Here is a 23,116-nt window from a genome sequence, read left to right on the forward strand (position 1 = left end):
CGCCACCTACCGTCGAGCCATCACCCCCACCGCCCCCGCCTGCCGGACCGCGGATCATCGGCGTGACGGCACCAGCCAACGCCTATGCGATCGCGAAGTCCATCGACAAGGCGATCGCCAATGGCGGCGATCCGTCCTCGCTGTTCGGCATCTACAACCTGCCGGCGGCATCGATCCCGGCTGCGGTGAACAGCCTCTCAGGCGAGATCCACAGCGCAGCGCCGGCAATGGCGCATATCGCCTCCGACCAGTTCCTGCGCACGATGCTCGACCCGATGGCCGCCGGGCGGCTGGAGCCCGGCAATGCGGGGCCGGGCGCCGCCGCCTTCTCGGGCCTCGTGCGCAAGGGCGACGACCAGCCCGCCGCCCCCTCGCGGCTCGACGCCCCGTTCTACTCGGTCTGGGGCTCGGCCTATGGCTCCTATGGCGCAGCGGATGGCAATGCGGCGGCCGGTACCGCCAAGCGGACCGTCGACAGCGCGCATCTGGCCACCGGTCTCGACATCAGGCTGATGCCCGGCACCGTGGCCGGCATCGCGGTCTCCGGCGGCAAGGCGCGCGCCTCGCTGCCCGGCGTCCTCGGCAGCATGGATGCCGACGTGTTCCAGGCCGGCCTCTACGGCGTGACCCGGCTCGGCCCGGTCAAGCTCGGCGGTGCGCTGAGCTATGCAAGGCTCGACAACGATGTGCGGCGCAGCATTCCCGCGCTCGGCTCCAGCCTCGCCTCCTCCTATGACACCACCGCCTGGAGTGGGCGCCTGCAGGCGAGCACCACCCTGCTCGCATGGAACGGACTCTCGCTCTCGCCGCTGGCCGCGCTGCAGGCGACACGGGCGCGCAGTCCCGCAGTGACCGAGGCGAACTGGGCCGGGGCCAATGCCGGCGCGCTCGCGCTGACCAGGCGCAGCGACGTGACCAGCCGCAGCGAGCTCGGCCTGCAGCTCGATGCCGACAGCCTGCTCGCAGGCGTGCCGGTCACCGGCTATGTCCGCGCCGCCTGGGCGCACTATTTCCAGCGCGATGCCGGACTGACCGCGAGTCTTGTCGGGCTTCCGGGTGCGAGCTTCGCCGCGACGGGCGCCGAGATCGGCCGCAACAGTGCGCTCCTCAGCGCCGGCGTCGCGGCAAAGCTCAGCGAGCGCGTCTCGCTCGGCCTGAACCTCGACGGGGAGCTCTCCGACCGCGGCAGCCGGATCGGCGGATCGGCCCAGCTCAGGATCAGCTTCTGATCTTGGGCCAAGGCCCCGCTCACTCGCAGAGGACAGCGCCGCCTGCGCCTGGCCACGGTCGCTTGCTGCCCCAGCAGGCGATCCAGGAATTGCCCTGCCCGGCCGGTGTCGAGATCACCGCGGACTTGCCGGCCCGGATCTGGACCGTGCAGATCTCCTTGCCGGGCCCGCAGGAGAAATCGTCGCTGTAGCTGATGGTGACGCTCCGCCCGCAGCCGTTCACCAAAGTCTTGTTGCCCGTAAACGAAGGCTGGCCGGCACGGACGCAGTTCGCCTGCCCCGCCGCCGGCGACGCCTGCGTGATGACGAGCAGCCCGAGGGCGGCAAGAATCGGCCTCATGTCCATCGACTCCCCCATGGCGCTGCGGCTGTGCAGCCTTCTCGCCGCCAGTCTGGCCCGGCATCGTTCGCACCGCTTCCCCCGTTCTGGTGAAGCGCAACGCGGAGGCACCGGCTAGCTCTGTGGACCGCCGACCATGGAGTGACCGATGAAACCGACCAGATTGCCCCGTACCGCCCGCTCCCTATCCTGCGGTGCGCTTCTCACGACCGCTGCGCTGGCATTGGGCAGCCTCGTCCTGCCCGGCGAGGCGAGCGCCCAGATCAGGCTGAAGCAGACCCAGCAATGGCGGCCGACCTCGACGGTACCGAGCCGGAGCTACAATGTTCGCGACACCCCGCGCTACAGAGGCGAACAGGCCTTTGCCAAGCGTAACGCCGAGGATAGGCGCCGCATGGAAGCGGATCGCAGGCGTTACGGACCCGCAATCCAGTTCGGCAATTCTCGCCCGTCGTCACGCAGCAGCAATATGAGATGCTGCAGCGGCGTGGCGCGCTAGCCCGGCGCCGTTCCCGCAAGGGGACCGGCGAGTTGCGGCCCCGATCCCGACAAGACGACATCGCCTGCAAGCGATCTGTTAACCGCTGCGACGAAAACGGGGCAGGTTTCGGCCCGCGCCGACGCTTGCTGTTCTGATTTTCACGCCGACTTAGGAGCGTGCCCGCCATGGCAGCCTTCAGGTTGACATGGCGGATACACGATCTTGGCGAACTTCCCTTCTCTCGGCGCATTGGCTGCCGGCCTCGCGATTTTTCTTTCGATGCTCGCTCCGGCGCAGGCCATCGAAGGCAGGCCCGAGCCGAAGGCGGCAAGCTCTGTCTGCGACAATGACGATGACGCCCCGACCGACGCCTTCGGCTTCACCGACGGCTCCGGCATCGCCGACCTCGGCCGCGGCAGTCTCGGCCTGACGCTCAATGCCGATGGCGGCGTCCGGCGCGGCCGTTCCATGGGCCGCGGCGCGATGCTGCAGGGCTCCTATGGCCTGCTGCCCTGCCTGGAGGTCAGCCCCTATCTGCTCGGCGGAACGACGCGCTCGCAGATCGAGCGCCAGGGGCTCAAGGACAAGGCCTATGGCGGTGGCTTCGAGGCGCGCTATCGCCTGCTCAGCCATGGCCGGCACGGCCTCGGTCTGACCATGGGCATCGATGCCGGACTGGAGCGCAACGAGAGCCACGGCGAGGGTCGCTTCTCGACCTACAACACCACGATGCGCCTGCTGGCCGACAAGGTCCTGATCCCCGACACGCTCCATGCAGCCTTCAACCTGTCGCACAATCTGATCTGGTCCGGCCCCTCCCCGCATGAGCGGGCCTCGACTTTCGTCATCGGCGGCGCGCTCGCCTGGCAGGTCGTCGAGAGTATCTATCTGAGCGGCGAGGTCCGCCATATGCGCCAGCACGACACCCTCGGCTTCGGCAAGCTCGCCGGGCACGCCACCTTCGTCGGCCCCGGCATCTACTGGCAGGCGACCGAACAGCTCGCGCTCTCTCTGGCCTACAACGTCCAGCTCTATGGCGAGGAGAAAGGCCAGCCAGGCCAGCTCGACCTGACGAATTTCAGTCGCCACCTCGTCCAGCTCGACATCGGCTGGACCTTCTGAGCGGCGCATGCCGAGCGGGACAGCTGCCGGCAGATCTGCGCCGCGCCACATCATCGGCTCGATTTTCTGCCCCGCTCCTGCTTCGCTGTGAGCCGATTCGCGGGGAGAAGGCTGAAGATGCACGACATCGATCGCGGCGCTCGAGCCGAACCCCACCGGAGCTGCATCCCTCGATCGCGTAGCTTCGGGCCCATGTTCGGCGCCTCTCGCAGATGACCGACAACCACGGATCGGGCGAAGCATCGTGAACGAGATGAGCAGCGAAGACGCCTCCGGCGCCAAGGGCCTGACGTCGCGCCAGCAGCAGATTCTCGCGATCGTCCAGCAGGTCGGCTTCACCACGATCGAGACGCTTGCCGAGCGCTTCGGCGTCTCCGCCCAGACGGTGCGCCGAGACATCATCCAGTTGCAGGCCAGCAACTATCTGCAGCGCTTCCATGGCGGCGCGGGCCTCGCCTCCGGCGGCTATCGCTCGGCCTATGCCCAGAAGCTGATGGTGGCGCCGCAAGGCAAGCAGCGCATCGGGGCGGCGGTCGCCGAGATCGTGCCGCCAGGCGCCTCGATCTTTCTGGATGTCGGCACGACGGTCGAGGCCGTGGCGCGGGCCCTGCTGAGCAAGCCCGGGCTACGCGTGGTCACGTCCAGCGTCTCCGTCGCTCAGATCTTCTGCAATCACAGGATTTTCGACGTCGTGGTCACCGGCGGCAGCACCCGCGGCGCCAATGGTTCGCTGGTCGGCCAGGCGGCCGTCGCCTGCATCATGGGCTTCCGCTTCGACTACGCCGTATTGGGCCTCAATGGCTTCGACGACGATGGCTCGCCGATGGATTTCGACCTCGAGAAGATCGCGGTGCGCCAGGCCGCGATCAGCCGCTCCGGCCAGGTCCTCGGGGTCGCGGACAGCTCGAAATTCGACCAGACCAGCACGGCGCGGATCGCGGCTCCAGGCGCGTTCCGCATGATCGTCACCGATGCCGAGCCGCCGGCACGCCTGCGCGAGGCCTGGCAACGCACAGGAATCGCCTGCCTTGTCGCCTAAAGCCTTGCTTAGCCAGCCAAGGTTGATCAGGATGTAAGAAATCTTACATGCGCCCGATCAACGGAGCGCCGCTTCCAGGGAGGTTGCCATGCTGCGCGCCAAGATCGCGTCGCTTTGCCTGATCGCGCTCGGTTTCGGCCTTGCCAGCCCGGCACAGGCGCAGACCTGTCCCAACCGTGGCACGCTCGACGCCCGCTATTGCGACGCCGATGGCGATCTGCTCGCCGACATCCCGTCGGACAAGGCGCGGCAGAAGGACCCGGACACGCTGATCTTCTCCTATACGCCGGTCGAGGACCCGTCGGTCTACGAGAACGTCTTCGCCGACTTCCTGGCCCATCTCACCAAGGTCACCGGCAAGAAGGTCAAGTGGTTCGGCGCCGAATCCTATGCGGCCCAGGTCGAGGCCATGCGCTCCGGCCGCCTGCACATCGCCGGCGTCGCCAGCGGGCCGACGCCCTTCGCGGTCAACCTCGCCGGCTTCCGGCCGATCGTGGCGATGGAGAAGCACGACAACTCGATCGGCTACACCCTGCAGCTGATCGTGCCGAAGGGCAGCGCGATCCAGTCGATCGCCGACCTCAAGGGCAAGCGCGTCGCCCATGTCGCGCCATCCTCGAACTCCGGCGACACCGCGCCGCGCATCCTGTTCAAGGAAAAGGGCATCGTGCCCGGCAAGGACTACGAGGTCCTCTATTCCGGCAAGCACGACAATTCGATCATGGGCGTGGTCAACAAGGACTATGACGCGGCCCCCGTCGCCTCCAGCGTGCTCGAGCGCATGGCCGATCGCGGCATGTTCAAGCGCGACGACGTCCGCATCGTCTACGAATCCGCGCCCTTCCCGCGCACCGCCTTCGGCATCGCCCACGACCTCAACCCGGAGCTTCAGGCCAAGATCAAGGAAGCTTTCCTTTCCTTCGACTTCCTCAAGTCCGGACTCGCCAAGGAGTTCAAGGACACCAAGGGCTTCAAGGAGCTGAGCTACAAGGCCGCCTGGTCGGACATCATCGTGATCCAGCGCGAAAGCGGCATCACCTATACCCAGGACGGCCTCGCCAAGCTGAAGGGCGACTGATGTCTGACAGCTTCCATGCGGCGACGGGCGGCTCTTCGCCGCTCCTCGCCGTCGAAGGGCTGACCAAGGTCTACCCGACCGGCAAGAAGGCGCTCGGCGGCATCGATGTCGTGATCGACCGGCCGCAGCTCGTGGCCGTGATCGGCTCGTCCGGCGCCGGCAAGAGCACCTTCATCCGCTGCATCAACCGGCTGGTCGAACCGACCTCCGGGCGCATACTCCTCAATGGCGAGGACATCGTCGCGCTCGACCGCAAGGGCCTGCGCGCCGCCCGGCGCCGCATCGGTATGATCTTCCAGGAGTACAACTTGGTCGAGCGGCTGAGCGTGATGCAGAACGTGCTCTCGGGGCGACTCGGCTATGTCGGGCTCATCGCCTCGCTGCGCTGGCGCTTCCCGCCGGAGGACATCCAGGCCGCCTTCGCATTGCTCGACCGTGTCGGGCTCGACGGCTACCACAACCAGCGTGCCGATGCGCTTTCCGGCGGCCAGCGCCAGCGTGTCGGCATCGCCCGCGCGCTGATGCAGCGGCCGGACCTCCTGCTGCTCGACGAGCCGACTGCGAGCCTCGACCCCAAGACCTCGCGGCAGATCATGCGGCTGGTGCGCGAGCTCGTTGCCGAGCGCCAGACCCCGGCGATCATCAACATCCACGACGTCGCGCTCGCCCGCGCCTATGCCGACCGGATCATCGGCCTGCGCGACGGCATCGTCGTCTTCGACGCCGAAGCTTCGGCCCTGACCGAGGCTGCGCTGACCGAGATCTACGGCGCCGAGGACTGGGCTCCCGCACCGAGCGAGGATGATGACGAGCCCGCGCTGATCGGCATGCGGCCGTGAGCGCACCGGCTTCGCACCATCCGGCGCACTGGCGCGCGCCGAGCATCTTCGGCAGCCCGGGGCGCCGCCTCGCCTTCTGGTTCGCGCTCGCGGCCTATCTCACCTGGTCGCTGTCGACGCTGAACGTCGACACGGCCCGCATCCTCGCCGGCCTGCCGCGGGCCTGGAACATCCTGGAGCGAATGGTCCCGCCGGATTTCAGCCGCTGGCAGCTGCTGCTCACCGGCATGGTCGAGAGCGTGCAGATCGCCATCGCCGCGACCATCGTTGGTGCGGTGCTCTCGATCCCGATCGGCATCGCCGCCGCGGCCAATCTCTCGCCGCGCCCGCTCTATCTTGCCGCACGCGGGCTGATCGTGGTCGGCCGGACCTTTCACGAGGTCATCATCGCGATCTTCTTCGTCAAGCTCTTCGGCTTTGGCCCCGTTGCCGGGCTGCTGACGCTCGCCTTCTCCTCGGCGATCTTCCTCGGAAAGATGCTGGCCGAGGACATCGAGAACATGAAGCCCGGACCGGTCGAGGCGATCCGCGCCACCGGCGCCAGCTTCGGCCAGATCTTCGGCTATGCCGTGGTGCCGCAGGTGCTGGTCAAGACGCTCGGCGTGCTGATCTACCGGCTCGATTCCAATCTGCGCCATTCGACCGTGATCGGCATCGTCGGCGCTGGCGGCATCGGCCAGACACTCTCGGCCTCGTTCTCGCGCTATGATTTCGATTTCGCCAGCGCCATCCTGCTGACCATCGCCGCCATGGTCGCCTTCGGCGAATGGTTCAGCGACTGGGCACGGCGGAGGCTGAGATGACCGTGCATCAGCCCGAGCCGCGCGGCACGCCCGTGCCGGCCCGCCTCTATCCCGACAGCTGGGAGCGCTACTCGTTCAAGGAACGGCTCATCCACTGGCTCTGGCTCGGCGGCATCGCCTTCGCCGCCGCCTGGTCGGTCTCTGCGCTCGACATCGAATGGGCCTTCTTCGCCGATGCGCATGAGCAGGCGGCCGACCTGATCGAACGGATGTGGCCGCCGCGCTGGTCCTATTTCCCGCGCATCGTCCAGCCCCTGATCGAGACGCTGCATATCGCGACGCTCGGCACGATGATCGCGGTGCTCTTCGCCCTGCCCGTCGCCTTCCTGGCGGCGCGCAACACCACGCTGAACCAGGGCACCTGGCTGATCGGACGCGCCATGCTGGTGCTCTCGCGCTCGATCAATACGGTGATCTGGGGTCTGCTCTTCGTCGCGATCTTCGGGCCGGGCCCGGTCGCCGGCATCTGTGCCGTCGCGGCGCGTTCGGTCGGCTTCATCGCCAAGCTCGTTGCCGAGGCGATCGAGGAGGTCGATGCCGGCCAGATCGAGGCGGTCGAGGCCTCCGGCGCCCGCACCTTCCAGGTCTATGCGGTGGCGATCCTGCCGCAGATCCTCCCGGTGCTGATCGGCACCACGATCTATCGCTGGGACATCAATGTCCGCGAATCCAGCGTGCTCGGCTTCGTCGGCGCCGGCGGCATCGGCCTCCTGCTCTATGCCTCGATCAACCAGTTCGCCTGGTCGCAGGCCATCGTCATCCTGATCGCCATCCTCGGCATCGTCATCCTCAGCGAAGCGCTTTCCGCCTATGTCCGTTCCCGCATCGTCTGAGCAGCGCAGCCTCACCGATTTCCCGGCCGGCATCCGCGACCTGATCTCGCGCTATGACGGCTTCCTGCTCGACCAATGGGGCGTGCTGCATGACGGCAGCCGGCCCTATCCGAAGGCGCTGGCCTGCCTCGAGCGGATGCGACAGGCCGGCAAGGCGGTGATCATCCTCTCTAACTCCGGCAAACCCGGCAGCGAGAACGAGGCGACGCTGGCGAGACTGGGTTTTCCGCGCGCGCTCTACGACCATCTGGTCTCGGCCGGGGACGATGCCCGCGACGCGCTGATGGCAGGCGGCGAGCCGGCCTATCGCGGGCTCGGCCGCAACTGCCTGCTGCTGGTGCGCCCGGGCGAGGAGCGCCTCGCCGACGGCCTCGGCCTGACGCCGACCGACGATCCGGAGGCCGCCGATTTCATCCTGCTGATGAGCATGGAGCCGCCGGCCCAGTCCGTCGTCGGCTGGCGCCCTTTGCTGGAACGGGCCGCCGCCCGCGGCATCCCGATGATCTGCGCCAATCCCGACCGCCACCGCGTCCATGCCGACGGCCATCTCCACGAGGCGCCGGGCCTCGTCGCCCTGGCCTATGAGGCGATGGGCGGGACAGTCCATTATCACGGCAAGCCGCATGCGCGGATCTATCGGACCTGCCTGCGCCTGTCGGGCCTCCCCGCCGCCCGATTGCTGGCGATCGGCGACTCGCTCGAGCACGATGTCGCCGGCGCGGCGAGGGCCGGGATCGACGCCGCCTTCATCGCCGGCGGCATTCATCGCGGCGAACTGCGCTGGTCGGCGACGGGCGAACTTGAGTCCACGAGCTGCCGGCGCCTCTTCGCACGCGAAGGCCTGGCGCCGCAGTTCGTACTACCCTGGTTCCAGTGGAATTAGCACCCGAGCGTCGTAGTCCCCTCGCCCGGCCGGAAACGCTTCACCCCCGACGCAAGGCGCCGGGGGTGAGATCATAGCCGATGCGATTGGCCGGGAATGCGCTGACGCTCAGCTCTTCAGCTTGGCGTTGCACTGGCTCCAGTAGCCGCCGCCCTTCTCGATCCATTTCAGCTCGCCATTGGCGTTCGCCGTCTTGTTGGCGTTGTACTGGTCGGCGCAGGTCTTGAGGCGAGCCTTGCCGGCCGTCTCGTTGCTGTATTTCGAGGCAACCGCCTTCGGGAAGACCGCTGCCTTGGCCTTGCCCATAGGCTTGGCCGGAGCGCTGGCGGGAGTGGCGGCCGGGGTCTCGGTCACCGCAGCGGCGGCATCGGCATCGGCCGCGTCGTCATCGCCGCATTGCGCCTTGCGGAAGTCGTTCCACTTCTGGCCCTTAAGCGTGTTCGCCTTCTTCGCGTCCTGATACTTCGCGCTGCATTCCTTCATCGTCAGCGCCGAGGCCGGCGCGGCCATGAAGCCCACGGCAAGGCATGCGAGCGCAGTCGAAAAGACGAGGTTTCTCATGGGAAGTCTCCTTCGGGCGATGAGTCGCACTCACCAGCGCGAGATTAAGCCGCGATGCGTCATCCTGTCATCGCCATGCAGGAACTTCCTTGCTCACGATGCGTTCCCCTCGCCGCAATCTTTCGGGAGCATGAGATGAACCGGCCTGTTGCCTTCGTCACCGCCGTGAGCCTCGCGCTAGCACTGGCCGCCTGCAACACTGTCGAGCAGCGCGTCGGCGGCGCGGCGGTCGGCGCCGGCACCGGCGCGGTCGTCGGCGGCCCGGTCGGCGCCGTGGTCGGCGGGGCCGCGGGCGCGGTCAGTGCTCCGACCGTCGTCCGTGCGACCCGGCGTGCCACCCGCTGAGCGGAAAGGCGGCTGCTCGCCTCACTCTTTCTGGTCTTCGAACGGAACCCTGCCGTCGCAATCTCGTTTCGACAGGGAGCCCCGATACGAGAGATGGAGTTTCAAGCCATGGACAGCGACAAGCGTATGCCGCCTGACGTGCCGCGCAGCGGCAGCGAAGCCAGGGACGAGATCGAGCGCGCCGCCAACGGCGTCGCCGAGCGGGCGAGCGAGCTCGCCAACCGCACCGTCGATAGCGTCAAGGGCAGCTATGAGCGGGCTCGCGAGAAGGTCGCCGAGATCGATCCGCGCGAAAGCCTGCGCGATGCCGGGCGTTATGTTCAGGAAACCGGCGAGGCTGCGGTCGAGACGGTCGAGCGTCATCCCCTGGCGGCCTTCGCGCTCGGCGCGGTCAGCGTCGGCCTGATCGCCTGGGCAATGACCGGGCGGCGCTCGACGAGCTGGCAGCCGGACACCAGCGGCTGGAGCCGGATGCTGCGCGATTATAGCGACGACGCGTTGCGGGCGGGCCGCCAGTTTCTCGGCAATGGGCGCGAGCAGCTCGACCAGAGCCGCGACTACCTCGCCCGGAGCCGGGACTATGTCGATACCGGTCGCGACTATGCCCGCGAGGGCGGGCGGATGCTGGTGCAGCGGACCGAGCGCGAGCCGCTCGCGGCGGTACTCGGCGTCGGCATCGCGCTCTATGTGCTCGGCTCGCTCTTCACCGGCAGCAGCACGCCCCAGCCGGCGAAGCGGCGCGCGGCGAAGCGCTGAGCCCCGAAGACGAGGTCGGGCGCGGGAACTAGCCGCCCTTGCGCCCGGACTTGTCCTTGCCGGCTTTCTCGACCGTCGGTTTTCCGGAACGCACGATCGACGAGATCGCTAGGCTCGGCTTGCCGGATTTCTCCGCGATCACGCGATCCTGCTCGATGATCGCGTCGCGCGCCGGCTCGTCGCCGTCGAGCCCGCCGAGGAGATTGCTCGGCACGCGCCGGTTCGAGGTGCGCGAGCCATCTTCGTAGAACACGTCGAACATGACGAATTCTGCATCGAGCGGCTTCGATTTCTTGCGGGACATACCAAATCCTGTTCGTCGGTTGGACGCTCGGCGGTCGCGACGCGCCGGAAATTCCTTGACGCGCATGGGCGCGGGGCCGCGTCTGCGGCCGTCAGCAGGGCAAGCGAGCGATCACCCAGCGAGGTAGAGGCCATTTACCGACAAGGCAAGCCCTGAAGGCATGACGCAGGGCCAGCTTGCCCATGCGGCAGCGCTAGGCGCATAACTGCGCGGCTCGCAGCTGCAGGAAGAATACGATGGAATTTCGCCCGGATATCGGCACGCTCTCCCCCGCCACTCGCGAGCACCTGGCGCCCGGCAACATGCTGCGCGCCGGCATCAACCTCTCGAACTTCCTGCTGGTTTCGAGCCGGTCCCCGGAAGGCGAGCCGCAAGGCGTCTCGCCCGATCTGGCGCGCGCACTGGCCGGGCATCTCGGGACCGGCCTGCGCTATGTGCCCTATGCCAATCCCGGCCTGCTCGCCGATGCGGCGCTCCGCGACGAATGGGATGTCGGGCTGATCGGCGCCGAACCGCAGCGGGCCGAGACCATCGGCTTCACCCCGGCCTATGCCGAGATCGAGGCGACCTATCTCGTGCGGGACGCCTCGCCGCTGCGCCGGATTGCCGACGTTGACGCGGATGGCGTCCGCATTGCCGTGACCGGCCGCGCCGCCTACGGGCTCTGGCTCGACCGCCATATCCGCAAGGCGACCCTGATCCGCTCCGGCACCCTCGACGAGGCCGCCGTGGATTTCGTCGAGCAGAAGCTCGAAGCCCTGGCCGGCCTGCGGCCACGCCTCATTTCCGACCGCGCCGCGATCCCCGGGACACGCCTGCTCGACGGCCATTTCATGACCGTGCAGCAGGCGATCGGCGTGCCCCGGCCGAAGGCCGAGGCGGTGGCCTATCTCACCCGCTTCGTCGAGGCGGCGAAAGCGTCGGGCTTCATCGAGGCCCTGATCCGCAAGCACGGCGTCGAGGGCCTCAGCGTCGCGCGCTGAGGCTCAGGCACCCGTCCCGTCCGTCCCGGCGCCGCAGACCAGCGCGCAGACCTTGCTGCCGGGCTCCGGAACGAAGCGCTTCGACTGCAGGGCTGCGACCGCCGCCGCGCCCGAGAGATCGGCCGCAAGACCGAACTCGAACCAGAGCGAGCGTGCCGCCGCCTCCATCTCCTCGTCGCTGACCAGCACGATCTCGTCGACATTCCTGGCGGCAGCCTCGTAGATCGCCTGGTCGGTCTGGCGGCACGACATGGTGGCGACCCGGGTCTCGAGCTTGTCGAGTGTCACCAGCTTGCCGGCCGCGAGGCAGGCATGCAGCGTCGGCGAGCCATAGGGCTCGATGCCGATGATGCGGGTCTTCGGCCGGAGCGCCTTCACGGCAGTCGAGAGGCCGGTGATCAGGCCGCCGCCACCGATCGCGACGAGGATGACGTCGACTTCGGGCATCTCGTCGAGGATATCGAGACCGAGCGTGCCCTGGCCGGCGACCACGACCGGGTCGCTGAATGGATGGGCATAGGTCGCGCCGGTCTTCTGCGCATGGGCGAGCGCCGCGGCATTGGCGTCGTCCCAGACCGCGCCGACGATCTCGACGTCGGCGCCCCACTTCTTGAGCTTGGCGACCTTGTCGGCGACGACATTGGAAGGCAGGAAGATCTTGGCCTTGGCGCCGAGCACATGGGCCGAACGGGCGATGGCGAGGCCGTGATTGCCGCCGGAGGCGGTGACGACGCCCGCCTTGAGCTGCTCGGCCGAGAGCGTCAGCAGGCGGTTCATCGCGCCGCGGCCCTTGAACGAGCCTGCCGCCTGCAGCAATTCCAGCTTCAGCGTGACGCTGCCGCCGAAATCCTCGCCCGTGCTGGTATGGGCGTAGGGCAGCAGCGGCGTCTTGCGGATATGCGGCGCGATGCGCCAGCGCGCATCCTGGATGTCTTCGAGGCCGATCACGACAGCGTCCCCCGGTAGGGCGCCGCGACGATCAGGCAGCAATTGCCCGGCTTGACCCGGCCCGGCTGGCGCCGGCCGTAGAGAATGCCGTCGGCGGCATAGTGCAGCGTCTCGGGCGGGCGCGTCGGATCCCAGGTGCAGTGGATCCGGCCGGCCGGCTGGCCGGCGCTGACCTTCTCGCCATTGGCGTGGAACGGCTCGAAGACGCCGTCGGCGGTGGCGTAAACATAGGCGGCCGTGCCCGGCAGCTCGAGCACCTGGGCGTCGCCGCGCCTCGGCTCGCGCTTTTCGAGCGCGACGATGCCGAGGTGGTCGAGCACATTGGCGACGCCGCGCCGGCAGACCTTCAGCGCCTCGAGCGAGACCGTGCCGGCGCCGGCCATCTCCGTGCCGACCGTGACGAGCCCATTGCGGCAGGCCGCGGCGGTGGCGGTGCGCGGCTCGCCGAGATTGGAGATCACCACCGTCATCGGCGCATCGAAGGCTTGGACCGCCGCGACATTGCGCTTGTGCAGTTCGGGATCATCGGTCGGCTCGACGATCGCGCTCGGGATGATGTCGAGCGAGGAGCCGCCCGAATGAAGGTCTAGGAAGGCGTCGCCGAGCGGCATGATCTGGTCGTTGACGAAGGCCGAGATCTGCTGGGTGATGGTGCCGCGCGGATCGCCCGGAAATGTGCGGTTGAAGTTCAGCCCGTCGACCGGCGAGGTGCGCTGGCCGGCGATCACCGCATGGACGTTGTTGGCCGGCATAAGGATCAGCCGGCCCTGGACGCGGCCGGGATCGAGATCGCGGATCAGCTCGCAGATCGCGATCGGCCCCTCGTATTCGTCGCCGTGATTGCCGCCTTCGAGGATCGCGGTCGGGCCCTCGCCATTCTTGATCACCGCGACCGGGATGCGCGTCGCGCCCCAGGCGTCGTCATGCGGCGAATGCGGGATCATCAGGAAGCCGACCTGCTTGCCGTTCTTCTCGGGGTCGACGGTCAGGAAGGCTGAGGACGGGCGTGAGGCGGTCTTCTGGCGGGAACTGGTCATGGCGGGCTCGCGGACGCGAAAGGGCGATCGGGGCCGATCGGCCCCGTGGTTTCGCCGGAAAAGAAAGGAGGCCAGGCACGAAGTGCCTGGCCGAAGAAGGAAAGCTGCTCAGAGGGTCGGCAGCGGATCCATCGGCATGTCCAGATACTTCTTGTGCAGCCGGTCGAGCTCGCCATTCAGGCTGTTGAAGAAGATGAAGCCGTCGAGCCAGCGCACCAGATTGTGCTGGTCCATCTGCACGCCCATATGGGCCGGGCTGCGGCGGATGGTGAACTTGCGCTCGAACTCCTTGTTCGGGTTCTGCTTGGCGAGCGCCTGGGCGACGATCGAGTTGGTGGCGAGCAGATCGGCCTGGCCGGTGATGTAGGCCGCCGCCGCAGTGGCGTCGTCCTCGGTGCGCATCACGTTCGCCTTCGGGGCGGCTTCGGTGATGGCGAGTTCCTGCGTCGTGCCCTTGGCGGCGGCGATGCGGGCCGAGCCGAGCGTCGCTGCGCTGTTCACCGTCGAGGACTTCGGCCCGTAGACCGCAAGGAAGGTGTTGGCATAGGGCGCCGTGAACTGGATCTGGCGCGCGCGCTCGGGCGACAGGCCCATCACCGAGATGACGATGTCGACCTTGTCGGTGAGCAGGAACGGAATGCGGTTGGCACCGGTGATCTGCTGCATCTCCAGCTTCACGCCGAGGCCCTTGGCGACCATCTCGGCGAACTCGATGTCGAAGCCGATCGGCTTGCGGTTGGCGTCCTGCGAGCCGAAGGGCGGCGCGTCGAGCGGCACGCCGATGCGGACCACGCCCTTGGACAGGATGTCCTGGAGCTTGTCGGCGCGGGCTTCGGCGGCGCCGAAGGCGGCGATAGCCATGGCCGCCAGACCTGCAAACAGCTTACGCATGTGTTTTCTCCCCTCGTGGACCGGAACTGGTTTCTTCGCCTCAGTGCAGCACGGCGCTGAGGAAGGTCTTGAGCTCGGGCGTCTGCGGCTCGGCGAGCACCGCCGCGGCCTGGCCTTCTTCGTGGATCCGGCCCTCGTGCATGAACACGACGCGCGAGCCGAATCGGCGGGCGAACCCCATCTCGTGGGTGACGAGGATCATGGTCATCCCCTCCTGCGCCACGGATTCCAGTACCTTCAGCACCTCGCCCGTCAGTTCCGGGTCGAGCGCCGAGGTGACCTCGTCGAACAGCATCAGCTTGGGCTGCATGGCGAGCGAGCGGGCGATGGCGACCCGCTGCTGCTGGCCGCCGGAAAGCTGCGACGGGAAAGCGTCGAGCTTGCCTTCGAGGCCGACGCGGCGCAGCACGTCGCGGGCGATCTCGCGGGCCTGCTCCGGGGCCTGCTTCTTCACCACCCGCGGCGCAAGCGTGATGTTGTCGCAAACCGAGAGATGCGGAAACAGGTTGAAGCTCTGGAAGACGATGCCGACCTGCTGGCGCAGCTTGCGCAGATCGGTCGCCGGGTCGTTCACCTGGACGCCGTCGACCCGGATCGTGCCGGCCTGGATCACCTCCAGCCCGTTGACGCAGCGTAGTAGGGTGCTTTTGCCGGAGCCTGAGCGGCCGATCACGGCGACGACCTCGCCTTTGGTGACATCGAGCGAGACGCCCTTCAGCACCTGGACGGCGCCGTAGCTCTTGCTGATCTCCCGGATTTCAACGAGCGACATCGAGCTTCCGCTCGAGCGAGCGGCTCCATTGGGTCAGAGGGAAACACATCAGGAAATAGATGCAGGCGACGGTGATGTAGACCGCGAAGGGCTTGTAGGTGCCCGCCGCAGTCAGCTGACCCTCGCGGGTCAGCTCAACCAGGCCGATCACGGCCGCGAGCGAGGTGTTCTTGATCAACTGGACCAGGAAGCCCACGGTCGGCGGGATCGCGACCCGTACCGACTGCGGAATGATGACGTAGCGCAGTTGCTCCGCCATGGAGAGGCCGAGTGAGGCGCCGGCCTCCCATTGCGTCTTGGCGATCGAGACCAGCGCGCCGCGCCAGATCTCGCCGAGGAAGGCGCTGCCATAGACCGAGAAGCCGACGGCCGCGGCGAGCCAGGGGTTGACCGAGATTCCGATCAGCGGCAGCCCGAAGAAGATCAGGAACAGCCAGACCAGCAGCGGCGTGCCCTGGACGATGTGAGTATAGCCGGCGGCGATCCAGCGCACCGGCGCGAACGGCAGGATGCGCGCGATCGCGATCGCCAGGCCGAGGACGGAGGCGCCGGCGAAGGCGGTGACGGTCAGCAGCAGCGTCCAGCGTGCCGCGCCGACGAGGTACATCACGTCGATGAAGCCGAATTCTCTGATCATCGCTGCACGAAAGCCAGGCGGTAGATCACCGCGAAGAGGCCCCGGAAGGCGAAGGCGAGCGAGAGATAGAGCACGCCGATGACGGTATAGACCTCGAAATCGCGGAAGGTGCGCGACTGCACGATCGAGGCGGCATGGAACAGGTCCTGCACCGAGATCTGCGAGACGACGCTGGTCGCCAGCATCATCAGCACGAACTGGCTGGCCAGCGCCGGGAACATCGCCTTCAGCGCCGGGAAGACCACGATGTAGCGGAAGACCTGCAGGCCGGAGAGCCCGAGCGAGTGGCCGGCTTCGATCTGCGCCTTCGGCACCGCCTCCAGGCCGGCGCGCACGATCTCGGTGGTGTAGGCACCGAGATTGATCACCAGCGCGATCATCGCCGCGGTCAGGCCGTCGAGCCGCAGGCCGAGGCTCGGCAGGCCGAAGAAGATCAGGAAGAGCTGTACCAGCAGCGGGGTGTTGCGGATGATTTCGACATAGGCGCCGACGAGGCGGCGCAGCCAACCCGGACCGTAGACGCGCGCCGCGGCGCAGAGGACGCCGATCGCCAGGCCGCCGATCATGGCGACCCCGGAGAGCAGCAGCGTGATCCAGACGCCCTCGAGGATCGACTCCCAGGCGGCGAAGACGTCGCGGAACTGAAGACCGTACTTCATCGCGTCAGGCCCACCAGGCCCGCGGACCGGCGGTCCGGTGCCGAAGGACTGCCCACGCTTGCTGCGGCAATGGCGTCATTTCTCTCCCTCTTTACGGGGAGGCTAGATTGGCTTCTTATTTGATGTCAAGCTTCATATATGAAACCAGACCGGTATGGGCGTCATGAGCGATCCCGTCGAAGCCGAACCTGACGACAAGGCCTCCTACGCCGCGCCGGCGCTGGAAAAGGGCCTCGATATCCTCGAGCTCCTGGCCGAGGTCGGCGAGCCGCTCTCGACGCGCACGATCGCCGAGCGGCTGCGGCGCTCGAAGAGCGAGATCTTCCGGATGGTCTTCGTGCTGCAGCAGCGCGGCTATCTCGAACGCGAGGCGGGAACCGACCGGCTCGGCCTGTCGCGCCGCCTGTTCGACCTCGGGATCAGGACGCCGGGCGGTAAGCAGCTGACCTCCGCCGTGCTGCCGCTGATGGAGCGCTTCAGCGAGGAGAGTGGCCAGGCCGCCCATCTCGTCGTCCTCAGCCGGGCGCAGACCGTGGTGCTGGCGACGACGGCCGGCCATCTCGATGCCAGCGTCATCGTCCGGCCGGGCTATGGCAGGCCGGCGCTGGAAGCCAATTCCGGCCTGCTCATCCTCGCCTTCCAGTCGGAGGCGCGGCGGCGGGCTTTGATGCGCGAAGCCGAGCCGGAGTTCCGCCAGCGCCTCGACCTGCCGGAGACCGAGGCGGTCTTCGCCGAAATCCGCGAGCTCGGCCACCGCATCGCGCCGAGCCGCGACATCCTCGCCGTCACCGACATCGCCTGCCCGGTGGTCGGCCTGTCCGGCTATGCCGAGGCGGCGATCCTGGTACCGTGCCTGCAACGCCACGGCGTCGACACCGACGTGGGAGCAATCCTGCTGACGCTCAAGGCCTGCGCGGCCGAAGCTGGCCTGCGCCTGCCCCTCGGCTGAGCCGAAAGCGAGAAAACCGCCGGCATTTGCCTCAGGGATACCCTGCCAACGCCACAAGCTCTCCAAGATTGCTCGCGATTTTCCCCCTGACCGCAACAAACGGCACGGAGGAGGACCGTCAATGGCCGAGACCGCGACGAACACGCAGGCACCCGTGATGACCGATCCCGAGTGGATCGCGCTCGAGAGCATCAACGAAGAAACCCGCCGCTTCATCTTCGGCGAAGCGATGTTGCGCTTGCTTCAGGGACGCGGCCTGGCTGAGCCCGGCGACGAGCGCTGGAACGTGACCCAGGAGGGCCAGCAGGCTCTCCAGGCCCATAGCAACTGATCAGCCAGCCGGCGCCGTGCGCTCCGCCCCGCTGGAACTGCCCGGCGGGTTGCAACTGCGCGCGGCGATGCGCATCTCTGGGACAGCGACAGCCCAAAGGCATGAGCCGGAGCCGCCGATGATGAAACGCCCCGTCACCATCACAGTTTCCCACACGCTCGGGCGCGAGGCGGCCCGGGCGCGTCTCCAGGGCGGCGTCGACAAGGTCCGCGACAAGCTCGGCACGCTGCACATGCAGCTCACGCAGGAGGACTGGCAGGGCGACACGCTGCATTTCGGCGTCGCCGCCCTCGGCCAGACTGTGAACGGCAAGCTCGATATCGAGGACAGCCTCGTCCGCGTCGAGGTGATGCTGCCCTGGATGCTCGCTGTCTTCGCCGAGAAGCTGCGTCTCGGTGTCGAGAAGCAGGGCCAGATTCTGCTGGAGCACAAGCCGGCCAAGGCCTGAGCGCGCCGGTACTAACCCTCGCCATCCATCAGCGGGTGCAGGTCGCGCACCAGGCTCTTCAAGCGCTCGTCGAGAATATGCGTGTAGATCTGCGTGGTGGCGATATCGGCATGGCCCAGCAGTTCTTGCACCACGCGCAAATCCGCGCCGTTCTGCAGGAGATGGCTGGCGAAGGCGTGACGCAGCACATGCGGGCTGACCTTGGCCGGTGACAGCCCCGCCGCCGCCGCGAGCGACTTGAGATCGCGCCCGAAGGCCTGCCGCGTCAGATGCCCGCTCTCGCCGTCGGAGGGAAAGAGCCAGCGGCCGCCGGCATCGCCCTGCTCGCGCAAGAAGGCGAGATGCGCGGCGGCCGCCAGCCGAGCCGCCTCGTTGAGCGGCACCAGCCGATCCTTGTCGCCCTTGCCGCGCACCACCAGGAAGCGCTCGCGCGTCGTCGCGGCCGAGAGCGGCAGCGCTATCAGCTCGGAAACGCGCATGCCGGTGGCGTAGAGCATCTCGATCAGGCAGCGCATCCGCAGGCTACGCGCCTGTGCCGCCGGCGACTGGCCTTCCCGCTCCGCCGCCTGATGGGCGGTCGCGATCAGCCGGTCGACCTCGGCCACCGACAGCACCTTCGGCAAGGGCCGCCCGAGCCTGGGCCCCTCGATCGCCGCGGTCGGATCGCTGCCGACGAGGCCTTCGGTGTAGAGAAAGCGGTGGAACTGCCGCACCGCCGAGAGCCTCCGCGCCGCCGAGGAGGCCTTCAGGCCGCGCTCGGACAATTCGACCAGGAAGGCCCGGATATCGGCGGCTGCGACGTCTGCCGGGCCGCCATGCCCGGCGGCGAATTCGAGGTAATCGTCGAGATCGCGCTGATAGGCCTCGATCGTGTTCTTCGCCGCGCCGCGCTCGGCAGCGAGCATGTCGAGGAAGGCGTTCACCCAGGCGCGCGCTTGCCGGGTCATCCGCGGCTCATTTCTGCAGCTTCGAGGGCGGGATCACCTCGACCATCTCGCGCGGCTCCGGCTTGACGAAGGTGACGAGCGCGACCATGCCGCCGAACACCAGCCCGCCGATCACAGCGAGGAAAGTCAAGAACTTGAACAGCGTCGGCACGGCCGGCGATTTCCTTGTTAACCCTGTCGGTTATTCCCGATCCGCCACCGCAGATGCAAGCCTTGGATCGTCGGCGATCAGGCGCGCCTGCCGCAGGCCGCGAAGGCTGCTGCCGACGAACCAGCGCGCCTCGCCCGCCAGATCCTCGATCCGCAGCGCCGCTTCCCGTGCGCTGCCGGCCTCCAGCAGCTCGCCCCGCAGCACCCCCGGCAGCAGTCCATGGGCGGCCGGCGGCGTCAGCAGCAGCCCGTCGCGCTCGAGGAAGACGTTCGCTCGGCTCGTCTCGGTGACGAAGCCCTGGCGGTTGAGCAGGAGCGCGTCGTCGCAGCCTTGCACCTCGGCAGCGACAAAGCAGCGCTCATGGCGCGCCCGGCGCGTCGTCTTGTGCCGTGCGAACGGGTCGGCGGCATCGGCGCGCTCCGCCGCGATCGCGATCGTCAGCGCGCGGCCCTGCTCCGGCGGCAGCGGCATATGCCGTAGCATCACCGAACCATCGCGCTTCAGCTCGAAGCGAACACGCTGCTCCCTCGCGTTTCCAAAGCCGTCGGCGAGCTCTGCCAGTTTCTCCTTCAACCTCTCACGCTCGAAGCGAAAACCCAGTTCAGCAGCCGAGTTGCCGAGCCGCTGGAGATGCAGATCGAGCCGGCGATAGCCCGCCTCCAGCGACCAGAGCAGCGTCTCGAACAGACCGAAATCCTCGGCGAGATCGGTCAGGACCCGGGCCTTGAGCCGGCATTCCGCGAATTCGCTCGCAGCTTCGGAATCGACGACGATGCCGCCGCCCACCCCATAGACGCCCTCGCCGCCGGGCAGCAGCCTCGCCGTGCGGATCGCGACGTTGAAGCGCAGATCGCCATTCGGCGCGATCGCGCCGATCGATCCGGTATAGGCGTCGCGCGGCCAGGCCTCGAGCTCGCGGATGATCTCCATGGCGCGCAGCTTGGGCGCGCCGGTGACCGAGCCGCAGGGGAACATCGCCCGGATCAGCTCGCCCGCCGAGAGGCCGGGCCGGAGCCGTCCTGTCACCTCCGATGTGAGGGTGTGCAGCGTCGGATAGGTCTCGACGCTGAAGAGCTTTGGCACGGCGACGGAGCCGATCTCGCTGACCCGGCCGAGATCGTTGCGCAGGAGATCGACGATCATCAGGTTCTCGGCGCGCTGCTTCGGATCGGCCCGCAAGGCCGCCATCGCCGCGGCATCGCCCGCCGCATCCACGCCGCGTGCGACCGTGCCCTTCATCGGCCGCGTCGTCGCCCGCCCGTCTTGGGTCTCGACGAAGAGCTCCGGCGAGACCGAGAGGAGCGTCGCCGCGCCCGTCGCGACGATGCCGCCATGGGCGACCGGCTGGCTCGCCCGCAAGGCACTATAGAGCGCGAGCGGGTCGCCTTCATAACGGAAGCGGACCGGGAAGGTCAGGTTGACCTGATAAGCGTCTCCGGCCCGCAGATAGTCCAGGACCCGCCCGACGGCGGCGGCGTGCTGCCCGGCGTCGAGCCCGAATGCCAGATCTTCCAGCGGCGGCGGCGCGGCGAGGCTGGCGAACTGCCGGTCGAGCGCGGCGCCGTCCAGGGCGAGCGGCTCGCGGAACAATCCGATCCAGAGCAGCGGCAGGGCCCGCCCCTCCGGCATCCGCCCCTCGAGACGCGGCTCGAAGGCATAGCCCAGCTCATAGGAGAGGAAGCCGGCCGCGTGCAGCCCCGATGCCAGCCCGGCTTCGATCCGGGCGAGCGCTTGGGGAACCTCGTCGAGGCCACGTGCCTCGACCAGCTCCACCGGCTCGGCATAGAGCAGCGCCGCCCCCGCGCCAGTGCTGCGATCATCGAGCAGCACGAAAGGCGCACGCAGGGCAGCGATCTCGACCTCCCGCTCCGGCCTCGGCATGCCGCTTTCTCCTCGCCCTTGCACCGGCCGGTAGCAGTCTGACTCGCTCCGGCAGGTCAAGGCGCAACCGGGATTCTCCGGCGCATCAGGAGGACGTGGCGGCAAGGCATCGCACATGCTAGAGCGGCAAGAGGAAACATTGCGATGCTGATGGCGGATACTGTCGAAACCCTTGATGTCGCTGCCCTGCGCGCCGCGCTTGGCCAGCGCTCCGTCGTGCTCGTCGGCATGATGGGATCGGGCAAGAGCTCGGTCGGCAAGCGGCTCGGCGCGCGTCTCGGCCTGCCCTTCGTCGATGCCGACACCGAGATCGAGACGGCGGCCGGCATGTCGATCCCCGACATCTTCGCCCAGCGCGGCGAGACCGAGTTCCGCGACGGCGAGCGCCGCGTCATCGCCCGCATCCTGACGACCCGGTCCCCCCTGGTCCTCGCGACCGGCGGTGGCGCCTATATGAATGCCGACACCCGCGCCCGCATCGCCGAGCTCGGCATCTCGGTCTGGCTCAAGGCCGATGTCGACGTGCTGATGCGTCGCGTGCGCAAGCGCAGCAACCGCCCGCTGCTACGCACCGCCGATCCGGAAGGGACGATGCGCCGCCTGCTCGCCGAACGCGAGCCGGTCTATTCCCAGGCCGACATCACCGTGATTTCCAGCGACGACCCGCATGAGGTCGTCGTCGAAGCCGCGCTCGCCGAACTCGAGCGCGCAACGAGCAGCCGATGACCAAGCAAGCAGCAGATGCCGCGCGCGTCGAGCGCATTCTCGTTCCCGTTCCGCTCGGCGAGCGCGCCTATGACATCCTGATCGGGCGCCACCAGCTCTGCGAGGCGGCCGGCGTCATCGCGGAGCTCGCCCCCGGTGCCCGCGCCGCCATCGTCACCGACGACAATCTCGCCGAGCTGCACGCCCCGGCCCTGGAGAGCTGCCTGCACCAGGCCGGCATCGCGACGACCCGCCTGACCATCCGCCCGGGCGAGGCCTCGAAGTCCTATGCCTGCTTCGTCGAGCTTTGCGACGGGCTGCTGGCTGCCAAGATCGAGCGCAACGACCTCGTCATCGCGCTCGGCGGCGGCGTGGTCGGCGACCTCTCGGGCTTTGCCGCCTCGGTGCTGCGGCGCGGCGTGCGCTTCGTCCAGATTCCGACGAGCCTGCTCGCCCAGGTCGATTCCTCGGTGGGCGGCAAGACCGGCATCAATTCCGGCCATGGCAAGAACCTGATCGGTGCCTTCCACCAGCCGGCGCTGGTGATCTGCGACACCGCCTTGCTCGACACGCTCAGCGAGCGCGAGTTCAAGGCCGGCTATGCCGAGGTGGTGAAGTACGGGCTGATCGACGATGCCGCCTTCTTCGACTGGTGCGAGGCGAACTGGCGGCGTGTCATCGCCGGCGGGCCGGAGCGCGACCATGCCGTCGCCACCGCCTGCCGCGCCAAGGCGGCGATCGTGGTGCGCGACGAGCGCGAGGACGGCGACCGCGCCTTGCTCAATCTCGGCCACACCTTCGCCCATGCGCTGGAGCGGCTCACCGCCTATAATTCCAGGCGCCTCGTCCATGGCGAGGCGGTCGCGATCGGCCTCGCGCTGGCCTTCCGCTTCTCGCAGCGGCTCGGCCTCTGCCCGGGCCAGGATGCCGGGCGCGTCGCGGCACACCTGACCTCGGTCGGCCTGCCCTCCCGGTTGCAGGACGTGCCGGGCGGCACTGGCAGCGCTGCCGAGATCGTCGAGGCGATGACCCAGGACAAGAAGGTGAAGCGCGGCGCGCTGACCTTCATCCTCGCCCATGGCATCGGCAAGAGCTTCATCGCGCCGGGCGTTCCCGCCGACGAGGTGCGCCGCTTCATCGAAAGCGAACTCGCGGGAGCCTGAT

Annotated in this window: 28 protein-coding genes; 16 read left to right on the plus strand and 12 right to left on the minus strand. The window is 68.0% G+C overall.

The window, feature by feature from the left end:
- The first annotated feature begins 62 nt into the window (after window positions 1–62).
- A complete protein-coding gene (locus tag RKE40_RS21525) occupies window positions 63–1,229 on the plus strand; it encodes an autotransporter outer membrane beta-barrel domain-containing protein (protein WP_316020259.1) in 1,167 nt (388 codons plus the stop codon).
- A gap of 19 nt (window positions 1,230–1,248) precedes the next feature.
- Here RKE40_RS21525 and RKE40_RS21530 read toward each other — a convergent pair whose 3' ends face one another.
- Window positions 1,249–1,569 (minus strand): hypothetical protein, encoded by a 321-nt coding sequence (locus RKE40_RS21530; protein WP_316020260.1) that lies wholly within the window; start codon window positions 1,567–1,569, stop codon window positions 1,249–1,251.
- Window positions 1,570–2,272: 703 nt separating this feature from the next.
- Between RKE40_RS21530 and RKE40_RS21535 the strand changes: the two genes are divergently transcribed.
- The 7 genes from RKE40_RS21535 (at window position 2,273) to RKE40_RS21565 (ending at window position 8,647) form a co-directional block, all read left to right on the plus strand.
- Window positions 2,273–3,172, plus strand: a complete 900-nt coding sequence (locus RKE40_RS21535; protein WP_316020261.1) for a hypothetical protein — start codon at window positions 2,273–2,275, stop codon at window positions 3,170–3,172.
- A 253-nt stretch (window positions 3,173–3,425) separates the two neighbouring features.
- Complete coding sequence (locus RKE40_RS21540; RefSeq protein ID WP_316020306.1) at window positions 3,426–4,211, plus strand: DeoR/GlpR family DNA-binding transcription regulator; 786 nt, start codon at window positions 3,426–3,428, stop codon at window positions 4,209–4,211.
- A gap of 88 nt (window positions 4,212–4,299) precedes the next feature.
- Window positions 4,300–5,289 carry a phosphate/phosphite/phosphonate ABC transporter substrate-binding protein gene (gene phnD / locus RKE40_RS21545; protein WP_316020262.1) on the plus strand — a complete coding sequence of 330 codons (990 nt, stop codon included), beginning with the start codon at window positions 4,300–4,302 and terminating at the stop codon, window positions 5,287–5,289.
- A complete protein-coding gene (gene phnC, locus RKE40_RS21550) occupies window positions 5,289–6,128 on the plus strand; it encodes a phosphonate ABC transporter ATP-binding protein (RefSeq protein WP_316020263.1) in 840 nt (279 codons plus the stop codon). Before phnD ends, phnC begins: the two co-directional genes overlap by 1 nt.
- A complete protein-coding gene (phnE, locus tag RKE40_RS21555) occupies window positions 6,125–6,931 on the plus strand; it encodes a phosphonate ABC transporter, permease protein PhnE (RefSeq protein ID WP_316020264.1) in 807 nt (268 codons plus the stop codon). Before phnC ends, phnE (RKE40_RS21555) begins: the two co-directional genes overlap by 4 nt.
- The gene (gene phnE, locus RKE40_RS21560; RefSeq protein WP_316020265.1) at window positions 6,928–7,764 is read left to right on the plus strand and encodes a phosphonate ABC transporter, permease protein PhnE; all 837 of its coding nucleotides are present in this window, start codon (window positions 6,928–6,930) and stop codon (window positions 7,762–7,764) included. Before phnE (RKE40_RS21555) ends, phnE (RKE40_RS21560) begins: the two co-directional genes overlap by 4 nt.
- Window positions 7,742–8,647 (plus strand): TIGR01459 family HAD-type hydrolase, encoded by a 906-nt coding sequence (locus tag RKE40_RS21565; RefSeq protein ID WP_316020266.1) that lies wholly within the window; start codon window positions 7,742–7,744, stop codon window positions 8,645–8,647. Before phnE (RKE40_RS21560) ends, RKE40_RS21565 begins: the two co-directional genes overlap by 23 nt.
- Before the next feature lie 108 nt (window positions 8,648–8,755).
- Here RKE40_RS21565 and RKE40_RS21570 read toward each other — a convergent pair whose 3' ends face one another.
- Entirely contained in the window at window positions 8,756–9,208 is a 453-nt protein-coding gene (locus RKE40_RS21570; RefSeq protein ID WP_316020267.1) for a hypothetical protein, read from the minus strand.
- A gap of 135 nt (window positions 9,209–9,343) precedes the next feature.
- Between RKE40_RS21570 and RKE40_RS21575 the strand changes: the two genes are divergently transcribed.
- On the plus strand, window positions 9,344–9,553 hold the full coding sequence (locus RKE40_RS21575) for a hypothetical protein (protein ID WP_316020268.1): 210 nt from the start codon (window positions 9,344–9,346) through the stop codon (window positions 9,551–9,553).
- A gap of 108 nt (window positions 9,554–9,661) precedes the next feature.
- Window positions 9,662–10,309 (plus strand): YtxH domain-containing protein, encoded by a 648-nt coding sequence (locus RKE40_RS21580; protein WP_316020269.1) that lies wholly within the window; start codon window positions 9,662–9,664, stop codon window positions 10,307–10,309.
- Between the two features lie 28 nt (window positions 10,310–10,337).
- Here RKE40_RS21580 and RKE40_RS21585 read toward each other — a convergent pair whose 3' ends face one another.
- Complete coding sequence (locus RKE40_RS21585; protein ID WP_316020307.1) at window positions 10,338–10,613, minus strand: hypothetical protein; 276 nt, start codon at window positions 10,611–10,613, stop codon at window positions 10,338–10,340.
- Window positions 10,614–10,849: 236 nt separating this feature from the next.
- Between RKE40_RS21585 and RKE40_RS21590 the strand changes: the two genes are divergently transcribed.
- Window positions 10,850–11,596, plus strand: a complete 747-nt coding sequence (locus RKE40_RS21590) for a transporter substrate-binding domain-containing protein (RefSeq protein ID WP_316020270.1) — start codon at window positions 10,850–10,852, stop codon at window positions 11,594–11,596.
- Window positions 11,597–11,599: 3 nt separating this feature from the next.
- Here the strand turns inward: RKE40_RS21590 and RKE40_RS21595 are convergent, their stop codons facing one another.
- The 6 genes from RKE40_RS21595 to RKE40_RS21620 form a co-directional block, all read right to left on the minus strand.
- Complete coding sequence (locus RKE40_RS21595) at window positions 11,600–12,544, minus strand: threonine ammonia-lyase (RefSeq protein WP_316020271.1); 945 nt, start codon at window positions 12,542–12,544, stop codon at window positions 11,600–11,602.
- Window positions 12,541–13,581 carry a succinylglutamate desuccinylase/aspartoacylase family protein gene (locus RKE40_RS21600; RefSeq protein ID WP_316020272.1) on the minus strand — a complete coding sequence of 347 codons (1,041 nt, stop codon included), beginning with the start codon at window positions 13,579–13,581 and terminating at the stop codon, window positions 12,541–12,543. The genes RKE40_RS21595 and RKE40_RS21600 overlap by 4 nt, the downstream gene beginning before the upstream one ends.
- Before the next feature lie 108 nt (window positions 13,582–13,689).
- Window positions 13,690–14,472, minus strand: a complete 783-nt coding sequence (locus RKE40_RS21605) for a transporter substrate-binding domain-containing protein (protein ID WP_316020273.1) — start codon at window positions 14,470–14,472, stop codon at window positions 13,690–13,692.
- A gap of 40 nt (window positions 14,473–14,512) precedes the next feature.
- A complete protein-coding gene (locus tag RKE40_RS21610) occupies window positions 14,513–15,244 on the minus strand; it encodes an amino acid ABC transporter ATP-binding protein (RefSeq protein WP_316020274.1) in 732 nt (243 codons plus the stop codon).
- Window positions 15,231–15,881 (minus strand): amino acid ABC transporter permease, encoded by a 651-nt coding sequence (locus tag RKE40_RS21615; RefSeq protein WP_066477239.1) that lies wholly within the window; start codon window positions 15,879–15,881, stop codon window positions 15,231–15,233. Before RKE40_RS21615 ends, RKE40_RS21610 begins: the two co-directional genes overlap by 14 nt.
- Entirely contained in the window at window positions 15,878–16,540 is a 663-nt protein-coding gene (locus tag RKE40_RS21620) for an amino acid ABC transporter permease (protein ID WP_316020275.1), read from the minus strand. The genes RKE40_RS21615 and RKE40_RS21620 overlap by 4 nt, the downstream gene beginning before the upstream one ends.
- A gap of 163 nt (window positions 16,541–16,703) precedes the next feature.
- Between RKE40_RS21620 and RKE40_RS21625 the strand changes: the two genes are divergently transcribed.
- From RKE40_RS21625 to RKE40_RS21635, 3 genes are all read left to right on the plus strand, one after another.
- On the plus strand, window positions 16,704–17,489 hold the full coding sequence (locus RKE40_RS21625; protein WP_316020276.1) for an IclR family transcriptional regulator: 786 nt from the start codon (window positions 16,704–16,706) through the stop codon (window positions 17,487–17,489).
- A 121-nt stretch (window positions 17,490–17,610) separates the two neighbouring features.
- Complete coding sequence (locus tag RKE40_RS21630) at window positions 17,611–17,820, plus strand: hypothetical protein (RefSeq protein ID WP_066477233.1); 210 nt, start codon at window positions 17,611–17,613, stop codon at window positions 17,818–17,820.
- A gap of 118 nt (window positions 17,821–17,938) precedes the next feature.
- The gene (locus RKE40_RS21635; RefSeq protein ID WP_316020277.1) at window positions 17,939–18,268 is read left to right on the plus strand and encodes a polyhydroxyalkanoic acid system family protein; all 330 of its coding nucleotides are present in this window, start codon (window positions 17,939–17,941) and stop codon (window positions 18,266–18,268) included.
- A gap of 11 nt (window positions 18,269–18,279) precedes the next feature.
- Here RKE40_RS21635 and xerD read toward each other — a convergent pair whose 3' ends face one another.
- From xerD to RKE40_RS21650, 3 genes are read right to left on the minus strand one after another with little or no spacing between them, the layout of a single operon-like run.
- Window positions 18,280–19,215 (minus strand): site-specific tyrosine recombinase XerD, encoded by a 936-nt coding sequence (xerD, locus tag RKE40_RS21640; RefSeq protein ID WP_316020278.1) that lies wholly within the window; start codon window positions 19,213–19,215, stop codon window positions 18,280–18,282.
- Between the two features lie 7 nt (window positions 19,216–19,222).
- Window positions 19,223–19,366, minus strand: coding sequence for a histidine kinase (locus RKE40_RS21645; protein ID WP_066477230.1), 144 nt, complete (start codon window positions 19,364–19,366; stop codon window positions 19,223–19,225).
- Window positions 19,367–19,396: 30 nt separating this feature from the next.
- A complete protein-coding gene (locus tag RKE40_RS21650) occupies window positions 19,397–21,247 on the minus strand; it encodes an aminodeoxychorismate synthase component I (RefSeq protein WP_316020279.1) in 1,851 nt (616 codons plus the stop codon).
- Between the two features lie 144 nt (window positions 21,248–21,391).
- Here RKE40_RS21650 and RKE40_RS21655 point away from each other — a divergent pair, with 144 nt between their 5' ends.
- Together RKE40_RS21655 and aroB are read left to right on the plus strand one after the other, a co-directional pair.
- Window positions 21,392–21,973, plus strand: a complete 582-nt coding sequence (locus tag RKE40_RS21655) for a shikimate kinase (RefSeq protein ID WP_316020280.1) — start codon at window positions 21,392–21,394, stop codon at window positions 21,971–21,973.
- On the plus strand, window positions 21,970–23,115 hold the full coding sequence (aroB, locus tag RKE40_RS21660; RefSeq protein WP_316020281.1) for a 3-dehydroquinate synthase: 1,146 nt from the start codon (window positions 21,970–21,972) through the stop codon (window positions 23,113–23,115). Before RKE40_RS21655 ends, aroB begins: the two co-directional genes overlap by 4 nt.
- The last annotated feature ends 1 nt before the right edge of the window (window position 23,116 follow it).

It is taken from the genome of Allobosea rubneri (assembly GCF_032464875.1).
Taxonomy (GTDB): domain Bacteria; phylum Pseudomonadota; class Alphaproteobacteria; order Rhizobiales; family Beijerinckiaceae; genus Allobosea; species Allobosea rubneri.

What these genes read in the sequence shown, in the direction of transcription:
- RKE40_RS21530 (WP_316020260.1), bottom strand. Translation starts at nt 1,569, where the DNA reads ATGAGGCCGATTCTTGCCGCCCTCGGGCTGCTCGTCATCACGCAGGCG.
- RKE40_RS21540 (WP_316020306.1), top strand. Translation starts at nt 3,426, where the DNA reads ATGAGCAGCGAAGACGCCTCCGGCGCCAAGGGCCTGACGTCGCGCCAG.
- phnD (WP_316020262.1), top strand. Translation starts at nt 4,300, where the DNA reads ATGCTGCGCGCCAAGATCGCGTCGCTTTGCCTGATCGCGCTCGGTTTC.
- phnC (WP_316020263.1), top strand. Translation starts at nt 5,289, where the DNA reads ATGTCTGACAGCTTCCATGCGGCGACGGGCGGCTCTTCGCCGCTCCTC.
- phnE (WP_316020265.1), top strand. Translation starts at nt 6,928, where the DNA reads ATGACCGTGCATCAGCCCGAGCCGCGCGGCACGCCCGTGCCGGCCCGC.
- RKE40_RS21565 (WP_316020266.1), top strand. Translation starts at nt 7,742, where the DNA reads ATGTCCGTTCCCGCATCGTCTGAGCAGCGCAGCCTCACCGATTTCCCG.
- RKE40_RS21570 (WP_316020267.1), bottom strand. Translation starts at nt 9,208, where the DNA reads ATGAGAAACCTCGTCTTTTCGACTGCGCTCGCATGCCTTGCCGTGGGC.
- RKE40_RS21575 (WP_316020268.1), top strand. Translation starts at nt 9,344, where the DNA reads ATGAACCGGCCTGTTGCCTTCGTCACCGCCGTGAGCCTCGCGCTAGCA.
- RKE40_RS21580 (WP_316020269.1), top strand. Translation starts at nt 9,662, where the DNA reads ATGGACAGCGACAAGCGTATGCCGCCTGACGTGCCGCGCAGCGGCAGC.
- RKE40_RS21585 (WP_316020307.1), bottom strand. Translation starts at nt 10,613, where the DNA reads ATGTCCCGCAAGAAATCGAAGCCGCTCGATGCAGAATTCGTCATGTTC.
- RKE40_RS21590 (WP_316020270.1), top strand. Translation starts at nt 10,850, where the DNA reads ATGGAATTTCGCCCGGATATCGGCACGCTCTCCCCCGCCACTCGCGAG.
- RKE40_RS21600 (WP_316020272.1), bottom strand. Translation starts at nt 13,581, where the DNA reads ATGACCAGTTCCCGCCAGAAGACCGCCTCACGCCCGTCCTCAGCCTTC.
- RKE40_RS21605 (WP_316020273.1), bottom strand. Translation starts at nt 14,472, where the DNA reads ATGCGTAAGCTGTTTGCAGGTCTGGCGGCCATGGCTATCGCCGCCTTC.
- RKE40_RS21610 (WP_316020274.1), bottom strand. Translation starts at nt 15,244, where the DNA reads ATGTCGCTCGTTGAAATCCGGGAGATCAGCAAGAGCTACGGCGCCGTC.
- RKE40_RS21615 (WP_066477239.1), bottom strand. Translation starts at nt 15,881, where the DNA reads ATGATCAGAGAATTCGGCTTCATCGACGTGATGTACCTCGTCGGCGCG.
- RKE40_RS21620 (WP_316020275.1), bottom strand. Translation starts at nt 16,540, where the DNA reads ATGAAGTACGGTCTTCAGTTCCGCGACGTCTTCGCCGCCTGGGAGTCG.
- RKE40_RS21625 (WP_316020276.1), top strand. Translation starts at nt 16,704, where the DNA reads ATGAGCGATCCCGTCGAAGCCGAACCTGACGACAAGGCCTCCTACGCC.
- RKE40_RS21630 (WP_066477233.1), top strand. Translation starts at nt 17,611, where the DNA reads ATGGCCGAGACCGCGACGAACACGCAGGCACCCGTGATGACCGATCCC.
- RKE40_RS21635 (WP_316020277.1), top strand. Translation starts at nt 17,939, where the DNA reads ATGATGAAACGCCCCGTCACCATCACAGTTTCCCACACGCTCGGGCGC.
- xerD (WP_316020278.1), bottom strand. Translation starts at nt 19,215, where the DNA reads ATGACCCGGCAAGCGCGCGCCTGGGTGAACGCCTTCCTCGACATGCTC.
- RKE40_RS21650 (WP_316020279.1), bottom strand. Translation starts at nt 21,247, where the DNA reads ATGCCGAGGCCGGAGCGGGAGGTCGAGATCGCTGCCCTGCGTGCGCCT.
- RKE40_RS21655 (WP_316020280.1), top strand. Translation starts at nt 21,392, where the DNA reads ATGCTGATGGCGGATACTGTCGAAACCCTTGATGTCGCTGCCCTGCGC.
- aroB (WP_316020281.1), top strand. Translation starts at nt 21,970, where the DNA reads ATGACCAAGCAAGCAGCAGATGCCGCGCGCGTCGAGCGCATTCTCGTT.